General features: G+C 75.2%; 11 protein-coding genes and 4 tRNA genes. 5 read left to right on the top strand and 10 right to left on the bottom strand.

All coding sequences use genetic code 11. The annotated features are described in order from the left end of the window. The first annotated feature begins 23 nt into the window (after positions 1 to 23). The 4 genes from ACN20G_RS22795 to ACN20G_RS22780 all read left to right on the top strand — a co-directional run bounded on the left by ACN20G_RS22795 (position 24) and on the right by ACN20G_RS22780 (position 379). Positions 24 to 97: transfer RNA gene (locus ACN20G_RS22795), tRNA-Cys, on the top strand. A 1-nt stretch (position 98) separates the two neighbouring features. After that, positions 99 to 170 (top strand) — tRNA-Val (locus ACN20G_RS22790). Positions 171 to 204: 34 nt separating this feature from the next. Further along, positions 205 to 276, top strand: a tRNA-Val gene (locus tag ACN20G_RS22785). A gap of 31 nt (positions 277 to 307) precedes the next feature. Beyond that, positions 308 to 379, top strand: a tRNA-Val gene (locus tag ACN20G_RS22780). Positions 380 to 601: 222 nt separating this feature from the next. Here ACN20G_RS22780 and ACN20G_RS22775 read toward each other — a convergent pair. Together ACN20G_RS22775 and ACN20G_RS22770 are read right to left on the bottom strand one after the other, a co-directional pair. Beyond that, positions 602 to 787, bottom strand: coding sequence for a hypothetical protein (locus tag ACN20G_RS22775; RefSeq protein ID WP_424214666.1), 186 nt, complete (start codon positions 785 to 787; stop codon positions 602 to 604). Between the two features lie 189 nt (positions 788 to 976). Next, positions 977 to 1,222 carry a hypothetical protein gene (locus ACN20G_RS22770; RefSeq protein ID WP_424214665.1) on the bottom strand — a complete coding sequence of 82 codons (246 nt, stop codon included), beginning with the start codon at positions 1,220 to 1,222 and terminating at the stop codon, positions 977 to 979. Between the two features lie 199 nt (positions 1,223 to 1,421). On the opposite strand from ACN20G_RS22770, the gene ACN20G_RS22765 reads away from it, so the two are divergent. Continuing rightward, entirely contained in the window at positions 1,422 to 2,639 is a 1,218-nt protein-coding gene (locus ACN20G_RS22765) for a protein kinase domain-containing protein (RefSeq protein ID WP_424214664.1), read from the top strand. 78 nt (positions 2,640 to 2,717) lie between these two features. Here ACN20G_RS22765 and ACN20G_RS22760 read toward each other — a convergent pair whose 3' ends face one another. From ACN20G_RS22760 to ACN20G_RS22725, 8 genes are all read right to left on the bottom strand, one after another. After that, on the bottom strand, positions 2,718 to 3,536 hold the full coding sequence (locus tag ACN20G_RS22760) for a TrmH family RNA methyltransferase (RefSeq protein WP_424214663.1): 819 nt from the start codon (positions 3,534 to 3,536) through the stop codon (positions 2,718 to 2,720). Positions 3,537 to 3,579: 43 nt separating this feature from the next. Then, positions 3,580 to 4,806, bottom strand: a complete 1,227-nt coding sequence (gene cobA / locus ACN20G_RS22755) for a uroporphyrinogen-III C-methyltransferase (RefSeq protein ID WP_424214662.1) — start codon at positions 4,804 to 4,806, stop codon at positions 3,580 to 3,582. 269 nt (positions 4,807 to 5,075) lie between these two features. After that, positions 5,076 to 9,647 carry a nicotinate-nucleotide--dimethylbenzimidazole phosphoribosyltransferase gene (cobT, locus tag ACN20G_RS22750; protein WP_424214661.1) on the bottom strand — a complete coding sequence of 1,524 codons (4,572 nt, stop codon included), beginning with the start codon at positions 9,645 to 9,647 and terminating at the stop codon, positions 5,076 to 5,078. Positions 9,648 to 9,967: 320 nt separating this feature from the next. After that, complete coding sequence (gene cbiE, locus ACN20G_RS22745; protein ID WP_424214660.1) at positions 9,968 to 11,206, bottom strand: precorrin-6y C5,15-methyltransferase (decarboxylating) subunit CbiE; 1,239 nt, start codon at positions 11,204 to 11,206, stop codon at positions 9,968 to 9,970. A 94-nt stretch (positions 11,207 to 11,300) separates the two neighbouring features. Then, on the bottom strand, positions 11,301 to 12,008 hold the full coding sequence (locus ACN20G_RS22740; protein WP_424215643.1) for a GNAT family N-acetyltransferase: 708 nt from the start codon (positions 12,006 to 12,008) through the stop codon (positions 11,301 to 11,303). A 176-nt stretch (positions 12,009 to 12,184) separates the two neighbouring features. Beyond that, entirely contained in the window at positions 12,185 to 13,051 is an 867-nt protein-coding gene (locus tag ACN20G_RS22735) for a MetQ/NlpA family ABC transporter substrate-binding protein (protein WP_424214659.1), read from the bottom strand. A gap of 145 nt (positions 13,052 to 13,196) precedes the next feature. Further along, complete coding sequence (locus tag ACN20G_RS22730) at positions 13,197 to 13,865, bottom strand: methionine ABC transporter permease (protein WP_424214658.1); 669 nt, start codon at positions 13,863 to 13,865, stop codon at positions 13,197 to 13,199. After that, positions 13,862 to 14,932, bottom strand: coding sequence for a methionine ABC transporter ATP-binding protein (locus tag ACN20G_RS22725; RefSeq protein ID WP_424214657.1), 1,071 nt, complete (start codon positions 14,930 to 14,932; stop codon positions 13,862 to 13,864). Before ACN20G_RS22725 ends, ACN20G_RS22730 begins: the two co-directional genes overlap by 4 nt. Positions 14,933 to 15,304: the final 372 nt, after the last annotated feature.

Below are 15,304 nucleotides of genomic sequence, written 5' to 3'. Positions count from 1 at the left end.
TTCCCGAACCCCTACAGCTCCATGGTGGAGTGGCCGAGAGGCGAGGCAACGGCCTGCAAAGCCGTGTACACGGGTTCAAATCCCGTCTCCACCTCCAAGGACGATTAGCTCAGCGGGAGAGCGCTTCCCTGACACGGAAGAGGTCACTGGTTCAATCCCAGTATCGTCCACTGGACCCTCGGGTCCCGGATCCTCGGATCCCCCGCGCGATTAGCTCAGCGGGAGAGCGCTTCCCTGACACGGAAGAGGTCACTGGTTCAATCCCAGTATCGCGCACGCAGTACCTTGATCCCTCGTGGATCGACCCGCGCGATTAGCTCAGCGGGAGAGCGCTTCCCTGACACGGAAGAGGTCACTGGTTCAATCCCAGTATCGCGCACCGGATCCGACAGGGCCCGACCGTCTCGACGGTCGGGCCCTGTGGCGTTTCCCGTCCAGGACGGCACGCTCCGGGACGGCACGCGAAGAAGGGTGTTGTCGACACGACTCCCCAGCCGTGCCGACAACACCCTTCACCTGTCGTCCGCCGCACCCCCGTCCCCACGGGGTTGACGGGAGCCCTGTCCCGATCCGGGCCGCTCTCCCGGATCCGGGGCGCCGCTCAGCGCCCCAGCATGGCTCCCACGGACGACGCCTGCGCCGCGACCTGGTCGAAGCCTCCGAAGAGGAAGAGCAGGAGCGCGGCCAGGGGGAGGACCATGGCGGCGGCCACCGCCGGATGACGCGTGCCGGAGTCGTGGGTGTGGAACCCGAAACCCTTGCGCGCCCGCCGTGCCGTGTCGGCCATGGGACCTCTCCCTGTCGTCTTGGAAAACAGCGGCGGGTGTGTGACCTCGGGGGACGAGTGTGACCACCCGCCGCTTGATTCAAGACTAGGAGCGCGCGGCGCCCCGGGCGTCATGCCCGCGTATCGACCTGGACGCCTCCCGGAGGATGACACGGGCCCCTCCCGCGTACTCCCCTGGGTGGAGATCCCTCACGCGGCCTGGGGGTCATCCCCCAGGGGATCCCCCGGTACCGGCTCCTCCACCAGCGCGAGGACCCTGGCCGCCATGAAACGGGCGGTCCGGACCACCTGTCCGGTCCTCGTGACTTCGCTCACTTCGACCACTCCCCGGCGGACGGCGGTCTCCACCCGGCGGCCCGCGCGGGTGGCCACCACCTCGTACGTCCGTGTCGTGTCCCCCGCGTCCACGACGATCTCGACCCTGTCGCCCTTCATGGTCAATCCCCCTTCGACAGACGTGCGTTGACTCCCGAAGTCGGGTTCGGCCGGGTTGTCCCGACCGTTCCTGAGTACCCCTCAAGTGTCCCACCCCGCACTGACAATCGAATGTCGCGGCGAGGGCCCGGCCTCTGAGCGCGCGTGCCGGATCGTCCGTAAGCTGTGCCACGTCAAGAGTGGACGGACGGCCGGCGGGGTGGACATGGCGATGATGCGGCTCCGGCGCGAGGACCCGCGTGTCGTCGGGACGTTCAGGTTGCACCGACGGCTGGGGGCCGGCGGCATGGGCGTGGTGTACCTGGGTTCGGACCGGCGCGGGCAGCGCGTGGCGCTCAAGGTGATCCGGCCCGATCTCGCCGAGGACCAGGAGTTCCGCTCCCGGTTCGCGCGCGAGGTGTCGGCGGCCCGGCGGATCCGGGGCGGGTGCACGGCGCGGCTGGTGGCGGCGGACCTGGAGGCCGAGCGGCCCTGGTTCGCGACCCAGTACGTGCCCGGGCCCTCCCTGCACGACAAGGTGGCCGAGGAGGGTCCACTGACGGCGGCTCAGATCGCGGCCGTGGGCGCCGCCCTCTCGGAGGGCCTGGTGGCCGTGCACGAGGCCGGGGTCGTGCACCGGGACCTCAAGCCCTCGAACATCCTGCTCTCCCCCAAGGGCCCCCGGATCATCGACTTCGGCATCGCCTGGGCCACCGGGGCCTCCACCCTGACCCACGTGGGCACGGCCGTGGGCTCCCCCGGCTTCCTCGCCCCCGAGCAGGTGCGCGGGGCCCTGGTGACCCCGGCCACCGACGTGTTCTCGCTGGGCGCGACCCTGTCCTACGCGGCCACCGGGGACTCCCCCTTCGGGCACGGCAGCTCCGAGGTGATGCTGTACCGCGTGGTGCACGAGGAGGCGCAGTTGCAGGGGGTGCCGGACGCGCTGGCCCCGCTGATCGCCGCCTGTCTGGCCAAGGACCCCGAGGACCGGCCGAGCACCCTGCAGTTGTCGATGCGGTTGAAGGAGATCGCGGCGCGCGAGGCCCAGGGCCTGTCCGAGGTGCGCTCCGCCCCGCCCCGGCCGCGCACGGCGGACCGGCCCACGGGCCCGCTCGCCGAGACCCGGCTCGGGCCGGGGCCGGAGCGCCGCACCGAGGGCGGCCGGTCCGAGCGGACCGGATCGGGCACCGCGGCCGGCGCCCGGGGCACCGGCGCCCGGCCCACCGGCGCTCCGGGGCGTCCCCCGGGCGCGCGGGGCGGCACGGGGCGGCGGCCGGCGGACGAGGCCCGGGGCAAGCGGCCCGCCGGGCGTCCCACGTCGGCCGGTCGGCGACCGGGCCGGCCCGCCGATCCGCGCCTGCTGCGGCAGCGGATCTTCGTGTTCGTGGTGGTGACCCTGCTGGTCGCCGCCGGCATCTGGCTCGCCCAGCAGTTCTGAGCCCTCCCCCGCGCACGCGAACGGCCCGGCAGCCCCCTGGGAGGGGCTGCCGGGCCCGTTCGCGTGTGCGGGGCGCCGTCAGTGCGCGGGGCCGGGTCCGGCGACCGCGTAGAAGGCGACGGCGGCGGCCGCCCCGACGTTGAGCGAGTCCACCCCGTGCGCCATCGGGATGCGGACCCATTCGTCGGCGGCCACGAGGGCCTGCGTGGACAGCCCGTCGCCCTCGGCGCCGAGCATCAGCGCGACCCGGTCCAGGGTGTGCGGGGCCACCGCGTCGATGGCGGACGCCTTCTGGTGCGGGGTCAGGGCCAGCAGCTTGAAACCGGCCTCCCGCACCGAGTCCAGGCCCTTGGGCCACGCCTCCAGCCGCGCGTAGGGCACGGAGAAGACCGCGCCCATGGAGACCTTCACCGAACGCCGGTAGAGCGGGTCGGCGCAGTCCGGGGAGAGCAGCACGGCGTCCATGCCGAGGGCGGCGGCGCTGCGGAAGATGGCGCCGATGTTGGTGTGGTCGTTGACGGACTCCATGACCACCACGCGGCGGGCGTCCACGAGCAGCTCCTCGGCCGTGGGCAGGGCCTTGCGCTGCATGGAGGCGAGGGCCCCCCGGTGCACGTGGTAGCCGGTGACCCGCTCCGCGAGCTCGGGGGTGACCGCGTAGACCGGCGCGGGCAGTTCGTCGATGACGTCGCGCATGACGTCCACCCACTTGGCGGAGAGCAGCATGGAGCGCATCTCGTAGCCCGCGCCCTTGGCGCGTCTGATGACCTTCTCGCCCTCGGCGATGAACAGTCCCTCGGCGGGTTCGCGCCGGCGGCGCAGTTCGACGTCGGTCAGGCCCGTGTAGTCGCGCAGGCGCGGGTCGTTCGGGTCCTCGATGGTGATGAGATCGGCCACAGGGTGATACTGCCTTGTCCGTCGGGAAGGGGGAACGGGGCGGTCAGAGGGGAAGGCCGACCTTCACGACATCTCCGATCACGATGACCGCCGGGGGGCGCACCTCCTGGGCGCGGACCGTGTGGCCGACCGTGGCCAGGGTCGCGTCGACCCGGCGCTGGGCGGCCGTGGTGCCCTCCTGGACCACCGCGACGGGGGTGTCGGGGGACTTGCCGTGGCGCACCAGGGCCTCGGCGATCGCGCCGATCTTGTCCACGCCCATGAGGATGACGAGGGTGCCGGTGAGCCGGGCCAGGGCGGCCCAGTCCACCAGGGAGCGCGGGTCCTCGGGGGCCACGTGGCCGCTGATGACCGTGAACTCGTGGGCGACGCCCCGGTGGGTGACCGGGATGCCGGCGGCCGAGGGGACCGAGATGGAGCTGGAGATGCCGGGCACGACGGTGCAGGCGATGCCGGCCTCGGCGAGGGCCTGGAGCTCCTCCATGCCGCGCCCGAACACGTACGGGTCGCCGCCCTTGAGGCGGACCACGGCGCGACCGGCCTTGGCGTGCTCGATCAGCGCGTTGTTGATGGCCTCCTGGGCCATGAACCGGCCGTAGGGGATCTTCGCGGCGTCGATGACCTCGACGTGCGGGGGCAGCTCGTCGAGCAGGTCGCGGGGGCCGAGGCGGTCGGCGATGACCACGTCGGCCTCGGCGAGCAGCCGGCGGCCGCGCACGGTGATCAGGTCGGGGTCGCCGGGGCCGCCGCCGACGAGGGCCACCCGGGGGGCGCCGGGGGTGCGGGGCCGGGTCCGGTGGGCGGGGGCGGTCAGCGAGCCGTCGCGCAGGCCCTCGACCACGGCGTCGCGGACGGCGGCGGAGCGGCGCGGGTCGTTGCCGGTGAGCACTGCCACGGTGACCCCGTCGACGCGGCCGGTGGCCGGGGTCCAGGCGGTGGCGGCGGAGGCGTCGTCGGCGCGCACGCACCAGACCCGCTCGCGCTCGGCCTCGGCCGAGGCCAGCTCGTTGGCCTCGCGGTTCTGCGTGGCGATCAGCGCGTACCAGGCGCCGGCCAGGTCCCCGTCCGCGTAGCGGCGGCGCTCCCAGCGGATCTCGCCGGTCTCGGCCATGGCGTCCACGGAGGGCGTGGCGGACGGGGAGATCAGCAGGACGTCCGCGCCGGCCGCGATGAGCGCGGGAAGCCGGCGCTGGGCGACCTGCCCGCCACCGACGACGACGACGCGACGGCCGGTCAGGCGGAGTCCTACGGGGTAGGCGGGGTGGGTCATGGCTGTGGGGCTCCTGGGACGGCTGGGGCGGCTGGGGCGCGTATGTGCCGCTGCTGCGTCGGAGCGGCGTGGCCGGGCCGACCGCGCGGGGACGCGGCGCCCGTTCGGGTGTGCGGTTGTTCGGCTCCACGATACGGCGCACCGGGGCGGGCGCGCGCCCGGGCCCGGACCGGAAGGGCCCCGGTGACGTGCGTGAACGTCGTTCCGCGGGCCCGGGGGCGGGTACGGGTCGGGCCCGCCTCCCGAGGGGGGCGGGCCCGACCGCGTGCTCACTTCTCGGTGACCCCGGCCGCGTCGAAGGTCGCGACCTCGTGCATGGCGCGGGCCGCGCTCTGCACCAGGGGCAGGGCGAGGAGGGCGCCGGTGCCCTCGCCGAGCCGCAGGTCGAGGTCGACGAGCGGGCGCAGGCCCAGGGTGTTCAGGGCCGCGACGTGGCCCGGTTCGGCGCTGCGGTGGCCGGCGATGCAGGCCGACAGCGCCTCGGGGGCGATGGCCCGGGCCACGAGGGCGGCGGCCCCGGCGCTGACCCCGTCGAGGATGACGGGGGTGCGCAGGGCCGCGCCGCCGAGGATCAGGCCGACCATGGCCGCGTGCTCCAGGCCGCCGAGGGCGGCGAGGACGCCTAGCGGGTCGTTCGCGTCGGGCCGGTGCAGGTCCAGCGCGCGGCGGACCACGTCCACCTTGCGGGCGTGGGTCTCGTCGTTGATGCCGGTGCCGCGGCCGGTGACCTCGACCGGGTCGGTGTCGGTGAACACCGAGATGAGGGCGGCCGAGACGGTGGTGTTGGCGATGCCCATCTCGCCGGTGAGGAGGGCCTTGTTGCCGGCGGCCACGAGGTCGCGGGCGGTCTCGATGCCCACCTCGATCGCGGCGATGGCCTCGTCGTGGGTCATGGCGGGGCCGGTGGTGAAGTCGGCGGTGCCGGGGCGGACCTTGCGGGGCAGCAGGCCGGGGCTCGGCTGCAGTTCGCCGGCGACGCCGACGTCGATGACGCAGACCTCGGCGCCCACCTGGTTGGCGAACGCGTTGCAGACCGCGCCGCCGCCCAGGAAGTTGGCGACCATCTGCGAGGTGACCTCCTGCGGCCAGGGGGTGACCCCCTGGGCGTGCACGCCGTGGTCGCCGGCGAAGATGGCGACGGCGGCGGGCTCGGGGATCGGCGGCGGGCAGACCCGGGACAGGCCGGCGAGCTGCGCGGAGATGATCTCCAGCATGCCGAGGGCGCCGGCCGGCTTGGTCATCCGCTTCTGCCGCTCCCACGCCTCGCCGAGGGCCTTGGCGTCGAGGGGGCGGATGCTCGCGACGGTCTCGGCGAACAGGTCGTGCGGCTCCTCGCCGGGCAGGGCGCGGCGGCCGTAGGTCTCCTCGTGCACGACCCAGGAGAGCGGGCGGCGCTTGGACCAGCCGGCCTGGGCCAGCTCGGGCTCGTCGGGGAACTCGTCCACGTAGCCGACGCAGAGGTAGGCCACGACCTCCAGGTGCTCGGGCAGGCCGAGGGCGCGGACCATCTCGCGCTCGTCGAAGAAGCTGACCCAGCCGACGCCGAGGCCCTCGGCGCGGGCGGCGAGCCACAGGTTCTCGACCGCGAGGGCGGAGGAGTAGGGGGCCATCTGCGGCTGGGTGTGCCGGCCGAGGGTGTGCCGGCCGCCGCGGGTGGGGTCGGCGGTCACCACGATGTTGACCGGGGTTTCGAGGATGGCCTCGATCTTCAGTTCCTTGAACTGCTTGGCGCGGCCCTTGGGGAGGGACTTGGCGTATGCCTCGCGCTGGCGTTCGGCCAGTTCGTGCATGGTGCGGCGGGTCTCGGCGGACCGGATGACCACGAAGTCCCAGGGCTGGGAGTGGCCGACGCTGGGGGCGGTGTGGGCCGCCTCCAGCACGCGCAGCAGCACCTCGTGCGGGATCGGGTCGGTGCGGAAGCCGTTGCGGATGTCGCGGCGTTCGCGCATCACGCGCAGCACGGCCTCGCGCTCGGCGTCGGCGTAGCCGGGGGCCGGGGCGGGGCGGGGCTCGTCCTCGACGAGCGCCTCGGCGGCGGGCGTGACGGCGGGGTCGGCGTCGGCGGACGCCGACTCGGCCGGGTTCCCCGGCGCGGCGGGGCCGGCCGCGAGCGCGGGCTCCCCGGTCGGCGCGGCGTCGGCGACGAGGCCCTCGGCCGGCGCCTCGGCGGCGGGCGCGACGTTGGGCGCGGCGGTGGCGTCGGACGGCGCGGCCTCGGCGGACGCGGGGTCGACCGGTGCGGGCGCCTCGGCGGCGGGCACGGCGTCCGCTGCCGCGGTGCCGGCGTCGACGGCTGCCGCGTCCGCGGCGGCAAGGGCACCGGCCGGCGCGGACCCGTCGGCGGACGTGGGGTTGGTGACGGTGAGGCCGTCGGCCGGCTCGACGGTCGCGGCGTCGGCAGGTGCCGCCTCTGTGGCGGCGGGCGCGACGCCCTCGGTGGCGGGCCCGGTGTCGGCACCGGCGGGCGCGACGGACGCGTCGGCCGACGCGAGGTCGGCGGCGGGCACGCCGGCGCCGGCGGCACCCTCCGATTCGGCGGACGCGAGGCCCGCGACGGGCGCGGCGTCGGCGTCCACGGCCGCTGCGGCGGCGGGCGCGACGGCCTCGGTCGCGGGCACGGTGTCGGCACCGGCGGGCGCGACGGACGCGTCGGCCGACCCGGGAACCCCGGCGGCGGCGTCGGCGCCCTCCACGTCGGCGGACGCGGGGTCGACGACGGGCGCGGCCTCTGCGGCGGCAGGTCCGGCGGCGTCGGCGGGGGGCACGGTATCGGCACCGGCGGGTGCGACGACCGCGTCGGGCGACGCGGGGACGCCGGTGGCGGGCGCGGCAGCAACGGCGGCCTCAGCGTTGGCAGCCGCTACGGCAGCGTCAGCGGCGAGCGCGCTGTCGGTGTCGGCGGGCGCGTCGGCCGCAGCGGCCGACGCGGGGTCGGCAGTGGCAGGCGCCGGGACGGCGTCAGCGGCGAGCGCGCCGTCGGCACCGCCCGGCACGAGGGCCGCGTCGGTCGACGCGGCAACGCCGACGGCGGCAACGGCGGCCTCCGCGTTGGCAGGCGCCACGGCGGCGGCGTCGGCGGGCACGGTGTCGGCGCCGGTGGGCGCGACGGACGCGTCGGCCGACGTGAGGTCGGCGGCGGTTGCGACGGCGTCGGCGGACGCGGGGACGCCAGCGGCGGCTGCGGAGGCGGCGTCGGCGGACGCGGGGACGCCGGCGGCGGGCGCGGCAGCAGCGGAGTCGGCCTCTGCGGCGGCGGGTCCGGCGGTTGCGGCGGCGTCGGCGGACGCGGGGGCGTCGGCGGACGCGGGGGCGTCGACGGCGGCTGCGGAGGCGGCGCCGGCGGACGCGGGGACGCGGGCGGCGGGCGCGGCAGCAGCAGCGGAGTCGGCCTCTGCGCCGGCAGGGCCGGCGGTTGCGGCGGCGTCGGCGGCGGGGCCGACGGCGGCGTCGGCGGACGCGGGAGCACCGGCGGCCGTTGCGGCGGCAGCGGCGGCCTCCGTGGTGGCGCCGGCCGGGGGTGCGGTGTCGGGAGCGGCGGACGCCATGGCGGCGTCCGTGGACGCGAGGTCTGCGGCGGGGACCGGGGCGGACGCGGCGGGCGCGACCGCTGCGGATGCGGGGGCGGCGCCGGCGGGCACCGCGTCGGCGGGGGCGGGCTCCGCGGTGGCTTCGGCCGGTGTGGTGGGAGCCGTCGGGTCGGTGGTGGGGGTGGCGTCCGCGGCGCCGACGGCTTCGATGGGAGCGTCGGTGGTCGGCTCCGCGAGTGGCGCGGGCTCGGCCGGGTTCTGGACGGCCTGGGCTGCGGCGGTGGGGGCGGCGGTCGCGGGCGACTGCTCGGCCTCGGGTGCGATCGGGGCGTGCCCGGCGGCCAGGGCGTCGGCGGCGGCCTCGGCGAGCGCGTGCCGTGCCACGGCCTGCTCGGGGGTGAACTGCTCCGGGGTCGGTTCGGCGGCGGGGGCGGCCTGGGCCTCCTGCGCGGCGGCAGCGGCGGCGGCCGCCGCCATCGGCGCGGGTTCGTCGAACGGCGGGGCGGGCTCGGGCCACACCGGCGCGGGGCCGTTCGCGTCGAGGTATTCGGGACCCGCGGGCTGCTCCGGGACTACGGGCTGCGCGATCGGGGCCTGCCCGGGCGTCTCGGCCGGGGCCTCGGCGGTGAGCAGGGTGCCGGGCTCCGGTTCGGCGGCGGGCGCGACCGGCGCGGGCTGCGCGGCGGGGGCCGCGAACAGCGGGGCGACGGCCGGCTGCGGCACGGCGAGGGGCTGCGGGGCCACGGCCGGGCCGCGGTCGGCCAGGGAGCGGACCACGCCGGCGCCGGCGGCCTCGGGGGTGGGCGGGGCCAGGTGCGGGGCGCGGCGCGCGTCCTGCGGCAGCGGCGCCGCCGCGTGCGGGGCCAGGTGCGGGGCGCCTTGGTCGACGGCGGGCGGCGGCACGTGCAGGCCGCCGAGGTCGAGGGAGCCGGAGTCGCGGCCGCCGGCCTCGTGGGCCGTGTCGGACCAGCCCTGGTCGACCCAGCCGGTGCCGGGGGCGGGGGTGGCGGGGTAGCCGGCCTGCGGGTAGCCGGCCTCGGGGTAGGGCTGGTAGTGCTGGTGGGCGGGGTCCGTCGGGTAGCCGAGGGGGACCTCGGGGGCCTGCGGGACGATCTGCGGGTCGCTCCAGGCGCCTTGGCCGGTGCCGCTGGGCATCAGCAGCACCTCGTCCTCGTCGCCGGGGTTGTCGGCGAGGTCCTGGAAGGCGTAGCCGCCCGGGACCTGAGACGGGATCGGCTCGGGGACGGCGTGCGGGTCCACCGTGCCCGTGTTGTCCGGGAGCCCCTCGCCCGGAACCTGGCCGGTGTCGGTCATGCGTACCCCTCGCCCATCGGTTGTGCTTCCTTCGTCACCCGGTGTCCGCCTCGGTCGGCGACGGGTGCAACCCACATGCATTGTCGCGCCCGTTCGCCCGACCCGACGGCCGGATTCGCCACGGTCGGCTGTGGACTGCGCCACGTCGCGCACCCCGCGGTGTCGCGGTGCCCCGCGGACGGGTCCGGAGGCGGTACGACGATCGGCCAGCCTACCCCGGCCCGCCGACAGGGGGGATGTCCGGGTGATCCGGGCACCGGGGGTCGAGGGTCCCGTACCTGTTCCGCCGGCCGGTCCGAACTCCCGTCGGGGGGCGCGCCTCAGCGGGCGGCGGGACGTTCGGCGCAGAGGGAGAAGACGACGGAGCGGGCCTGTTCGGTCCAGGTGCGGGGGTCGAGTCCGACGGATTGCAGGAGGGCGCACTCGACGGCGTACCCGTGCTCCACGAGGGTGCGTCCGATCTCCTCGGCCGCGTCGCGGGTGGAGGCGTGGGTGACGATCCGTTCGGGGCGGCGCTCGACGACGGCCTCGACCACCTCCGGTCCGCCGCCGCCGATCCGGACCACGTCGGGTTCGGGGAGGGATTCGAGGGCGTGCGGGGCGCGGCCGTGCACGGTCTGGAGGCGGACGCCGCGCTTGCGGGCCTCGGCGTCGACCCATTCGCAGGCGCGGGCGTCGGCGTCGACGGCGATGACGGCGGCGCCGAGGGCGGCGGCGTCGACGGCGAGGGCGCCGGAGCCGGTGCCGATGTCCCACAGCAGGTCACCGGTGCGGGGGCCGAGGCGGGCGAGTTGGAGGGCGCGGAGTTCGGGGGATTCGGCGGCGCCGGGGATGCCGGTGGCGCGGGCCCAGCCGCGGCCGGTGGCGGCGGTGCCGACGCCGGGGGTCTGGCCGAGGAGCCAGCCGGCGGCGGGGCCGGTGGGGGCGCCGGTCGGGGCGGGGCCGGGGGTGGTGGGGGTGCCGCCGATGACGATGACGACGTTGGGGTCGCGCCAGGTGTGGTCGGCGGCCTTGTCGGAGGTGAGGACGGTGACCTGTTCGCGATCGGTGCCGAGTTCCTCGCAAATGACGAAGGTGCGGTGCACGCCGTCGAGGAGCAGGGCGAGTTCGGCGGGGCCGGCGCCGGGCGAGGTGAGGACGGCAACCTTGGGGTGGGCGCGGCAGACGTTGACGGCGCGGCGCAGGGTGCGGCGGCCGGCGACGACGACCTGGGCGTCGTCCCAGGGCATGCCGGCGCGGGCGAAGGCGCCGGCGACGGCGGAGACGGCGGGCACCACCTCGACCTCCAGCCCGTGTTCGGGGGCGCGCAGGGTGCGGACGAGGCCGAAGAAGCCGGGGTCGCCGTCGGCGAGGACCACGGCGGTGCCGCGGTGGGCGGCGATGCGGCGGGCGGCGAGGTCGAGGCTGCCGAGGCGGACGCGTTCGGCGCCGGCGGGGATCTCGGGGAGGTCGAGGTGGTGGCCGGCGCCGGCCACGAGGGTGGCGGCGCCGAGCGCGGAGCGGGCCGCGCGGCCGAGGGGGGATCCGTCCCAGCCGATCACCGTGACCCGGTCGGCCATCGTCCTCTGCGCTCCTCGTTGGTGGGGGGTGGGGGCCGGCTGCCGGCCCGACACGTCGTGAGACTACCGGTCGGTGGGCCCGGTTCCGGGCAGGTCAGCCGCGTTCGACGGGCACGGCGCGGCCGCGCGGGCGGCGGCCGGCGGGGATTTTGGGGGCGGGGGCCTCGTCCCAGGCGACGTGGGGCTCGTCGGTGTCGAGGGCGTCGGGGTCGTCGAGGTCCTCGGGGAGCAGGCCCCACAGGATGAGGTCGGTGCGCAGTTCGCTCCAGCCGCCCTCGACGGTGGGCACGCGGGCCATGCCGGCGCCGCGCAGGACGCCTTCGCTGATGGCGCCGATCTTCTGGGCGATCTGTTGGCCGGCGGTGTTCTCGGCGGCGGTGCGCAGTTCGACGCGTTCGAAGCCCCGGGCGGTGAACAGCCAGTGGGCGAGGGCGAGGAGGGCCTCGCCGGCGTAGCCCTCGCCGCGGGCCCAGGGGGCGGTGACGACGTCGGCCTCGGTGCTGCGGACCCGCCAGTCGGTGCCGCGGAGGGTGACGAGGCCGACGAGGCGGCCGGTGAGGAACTCGGTGACGGCGAGGACGAGGCCGCGGCCGGTGGCGCGGGCGGCGGGGGCCCGCAGGGTGACGAAGGCGTGGGCGTCGGCGGCGGTGCAGGGGTGCGGGGTGTCGGTCCAGGCCGTGACGAGCTCGTCGTTCATGAGCTCGGTGAGGGTGGGGACGTCGGCGGCCTCGAAGGGGCGCAGCACCAACCGGTCCGTGCTGATCGTGACGTCCGGGAAGGTGGGGGTCATGCGCAACTCCATGCGGCCGGTCGGCGTCTGGGCGGTGATGAGGTCCACAGGATGCAACATCGACGCGGCCGTGCGCATGGTCGGGGCGCGGGGTCCGGGCCCCGGGCGTGTCCGGGGGACGGCCGGAGGGGGCCGGACGTCGGGCGGCCCCGCACGCCGGTGGGCGTGCGGGGCCGGGCGCGCGCCGGTCAGGCGACGGGCTTGCCGAAGGCGGGGATGACGGAACCCTTGTAGGTGTCGTCGATGAACTTCTTGACCTCGGGGGAGTTCAGGAGCTTGGCGAGCTTCTGGATCCGCGGGTCGTTCTGGTTGCCGTCCTTGACCGCGAGGAAGTTGGCGTAGGGGTTGCCCTCGGCCTTCTCCAGGGCCAGGGCGTCCTTGGCCGGGTTGAGGTCGGCCTCCAGGGCGTAGTTGCCGTTGATGACGGCGGCGTCCACGTCGTTGATGGCGCGCGGGACGGTGGCGGCCTCCAGCTCCTTGAACTCCAGGCCCTTCTTGTCGGTGATGTCGGACAGCTTGGCGCTGGTGCCGACGCCTTCCTTCAGGGTGATGAGGTTGTTCGCGGCGAGGAGCTGGAGGGCGCGGCCCTCGTTGGTGGTGTCGTTGGGGACGGCGACGGTCTGTCCGGCCTTGATGTCGGCGAGGGACTTGACCTTCTTGGAATACAGGCCCAGGGGCTCCAGGTGGACGTTGACCACCGGGACGATGTGGGTGTTGTTCTTCTTGTTGAAGTCGTCGAGGTACGGCTTGTGCTGGAAGTAGTTCGCGTCGACCTGGCCCTGCTCGGTGGCGGTGTTGGGCAGGACGTAGTCGGTGAACTCCTTCACCTCCAGCTTGAGGCCGGCCTTCTCGGCGAGGTTGTCCTTGACGAACTTCAGGATGTCGGCGTGCGGGGTCGGGGACGCCGCGACGACGAGGGCCTTGGTGTCGTCCTTCTTGCCCGCGGTGTCCGAGCCGGCGGAGGCCGGGTCGGAGGAGCTGCCGCAGGCGGTGAGTCCCAGCGCCAGGGCGGCGGTCGTGGCGGCCAGGGCGGTGAGCTTGGTGTTCTTGCGCACGAAGAGTGCCTTTCGTTCCGATCGGGCGGTGGCCCGTTCTTTTCAGGCCCGAGCACGACAAGTGCGGGCTGTGCGGGGTGGTGACCCCGTGGCAGAGGTGGTGCGGGTGGTCTGGGGCGCCGGTGGTTCGCGGTGCCGGTGGGGCTCAGGCGGTGCGGCCCCGGCGGGCGAGGAGGCGGACGGCGAGGTCGCCGAGGAGCTGGACGAGGGTGACCAGGACGATCAGCACGACGACGGTGGCGAGCATGAAGCCGGTCTCGAAGCGCTGGTAGCCGTAGGTGATGGCCATGGAGCCCAGGCCCTCGCCGCCGACCGCGCCGGCCAGGGCCGAGTAGGCGACCAGGGTGATCACGGTGGTGGTGCCCGCGGCGAGGAGCGAGGGCAGGGACTGCGGGAGCAGCACCTTCCAGACCAGGGTGGGGACGCCGCCGCCCATGGATTCGACGGCCTCGACCAGTCCGTGGTCCACCTCGCGGACGGCGGTCTCGACGAGCCGGGCGAAGAAGGGGATGGCGCCGATGGCGAGGGGCACGATCATGGCCGTGGGGCCGATGAAGGTGCCGACGATGGCCGTGGTGACCGGGATCAGGGCGATCAGCAGCACGATGAACGGCAGCGAGCGGCCGATGTTCACGATCACGCCGACGATCTTGTTGACCGCCCGGTTCTGCAGCAGTCCGCCCTTGTCGGTGAGGACGAGGAGGACACCGAGCGGCAGGCCGATCAGGACGGTGACGAGGGTGGCCCACAGGACCATGTACAGGGTGTCGTACGTGCCCTGGCTGAGCAGGGGCTGCATCTCGGACCAGGTCACTTGGCACCTTCCGGGGTCGCGGCGAGGACGGTCGGCTCGTGGTCGGCGCGGGGGCCGGCGGGGTCGGCGTCGATGACGTCGACCTGGAGGCCCTGCTCGCGCAGGAAGCCGACGGGCACGACGTTGTCCTCGTAGCGGCCGGGCAGCTCGATGCGCATCCGGCCGATCTGGCGTCCGCCGACGGTGTCCATGGCGGCGCCCAGGATCGAGATGTCGATGTTGTACGTGCGGGCGAGCTGGGAGATCACCGGGCGGCCGGCGGTCTCGCCGTGGAAGGTGACGTCCACGACGGTGTGCGCCTCGCCGCTGGGGCCGCCGGAGAGCGGGAAGAGTTCGGCGGCCAGCTCGCTGCCGGGGGTGGCCAGCAGTTCGGCGACGGTGCCGGACTCGACGATCCGGCCGCGCTTCATGAGGGCGGCGGAGTCGCAGACGGTCTTGACCACGTCCATCTCGTGCGTGATGAGGAGGACGGTGAGGCCGAGCTGTCGGTTCAGGTCGCGCAGCAGCTGGAGGATGGAGCGGGTGGTCTCGGGGTCCAGGGCGCTGGTGGCCTCGTCGGAGAGGAGCACCTTGGGCTTGCCGGCCAGGGCGCGGGCGATGCCGACGCGCTGCTTCTGGCCGCCGGAGAGCTGTCCGGGGTAGGAGGCGGCCTTGTCGGCGAGGCCGACGAGGTCGAGGAGTTCCAGGGCGCGGGTGGTGCGCTCGCGGCCGGAGACGCCGAGGATCTCCAGCGGGAGTTCCACGTTGTCCCGCACGGTCCGCGAGGACAGCAGGTTGAAGTGCTGGAAGACCATGCCGATGCGGCTGCGGGCGGCGCGCAGTTCCTTGCCGGCGCGGCGGCCGCGACCGGCGAGGGCGGTGAGGTCCACGCCGTCGACGGTGACGGTGCCGGCGGTGGGGCGCTCCAGCAGGTTCACGCAGCGGATGAGGGAGGACTTTCCGGCGCCGCTCTGGCCGATGACGCCGAAGACCTCGCCCTCGCGGACGTGCAGGTCGACGCCGTCGAGGGCGGTGACCTCGCGGCCGCGGGCTGGGTAGACCTTCGTGAGGCCCGATGTGGTGATCACAGGATTTCCGTCGCTGTCGAGTGCGCGGCGGTGCGGGCGCCGGGCACGGGGCAAACATCTGGGGGACGCGAACGCGGCGAAACCGGGAGGAAAAGGTGTCTCGGGTCGGTCGCGGTGCGGGCGGCGGCCGGTGGCGGGCATCGGGGGCGACGGGGTCGCGGGGATGCGGCGCGGGCGGCGGCGGCCGGTGCTCGCTTCGGGGCGCGAGGCGTGCGGGAGGGGCCCTCAGAAGGCGCACATTCGACACATACAACGAGCACCGGGCGTCGTGATCGCCTCGGTCGCAAGGGTGCGGCTGCTCGTCGTGGTCATGGGCCCAGTAAAGCAGACCTGTCGGTTCAACGATCAGAAGTGTCCGGATAGCGGACAGTT

The sequence above is a fragment of the Streptomyces dryopteridis genome (assembly GCF_049606955.1).
Classification (GTDB): domain Bacteria; phylum Actinomycetota; class Actinomycetes; order Streptomycetales; family Streptomycetaceae; genus Streptomyces.
This window is presented reverse-complemented; position numbering and strand designations above follow the sequence as displayed.

Bases quoted from the DNA above. Each gene is read 5' to 3' on its own strand.
- ACN20G_RS22740 (WP_424215643.1), bottom strand. From the start codon at position 12,008: ATGGAGTTGCGCATGACCCCCACCTTCCCGGACGTCACGATCAGCACG.
- ACN20G_RS22770 (WP_424214665.1), bottom strand. From the start codon at position 1,222: ATGAAGGGCGACAGGGTCGAGATCGTCGTGGACGCGGGGGACACGACA.
- ACN20G_RS22775 (WP_424214666.1), bottom strand. From the start codon at position 787: ATGGCCGACACGGCACGGCGGGCGCGCAAGGGTTTCGGGTTCCACACC.
- cobA (WP_424214662.1), bottom strand. From the start codon at position 4,806: ATGACCCACCCCGCCTACCCCGTAGGACTCCGCCTGACCGGCCGTCGC.
- cbiE (WP_424214660.1), bottom strand. From the start codon at position 11,206: ATGGCCGACCGGGTCACGGTGATCGGCTGGGACGGATCCCCCCTCGGC.
- cobT (WP_424214661.1), bottom strand. From the start codon at position 9,647: ATGACCGACACCGGCCAGGTTCCGGGCGAGGGGCTCCCGGACAACACG.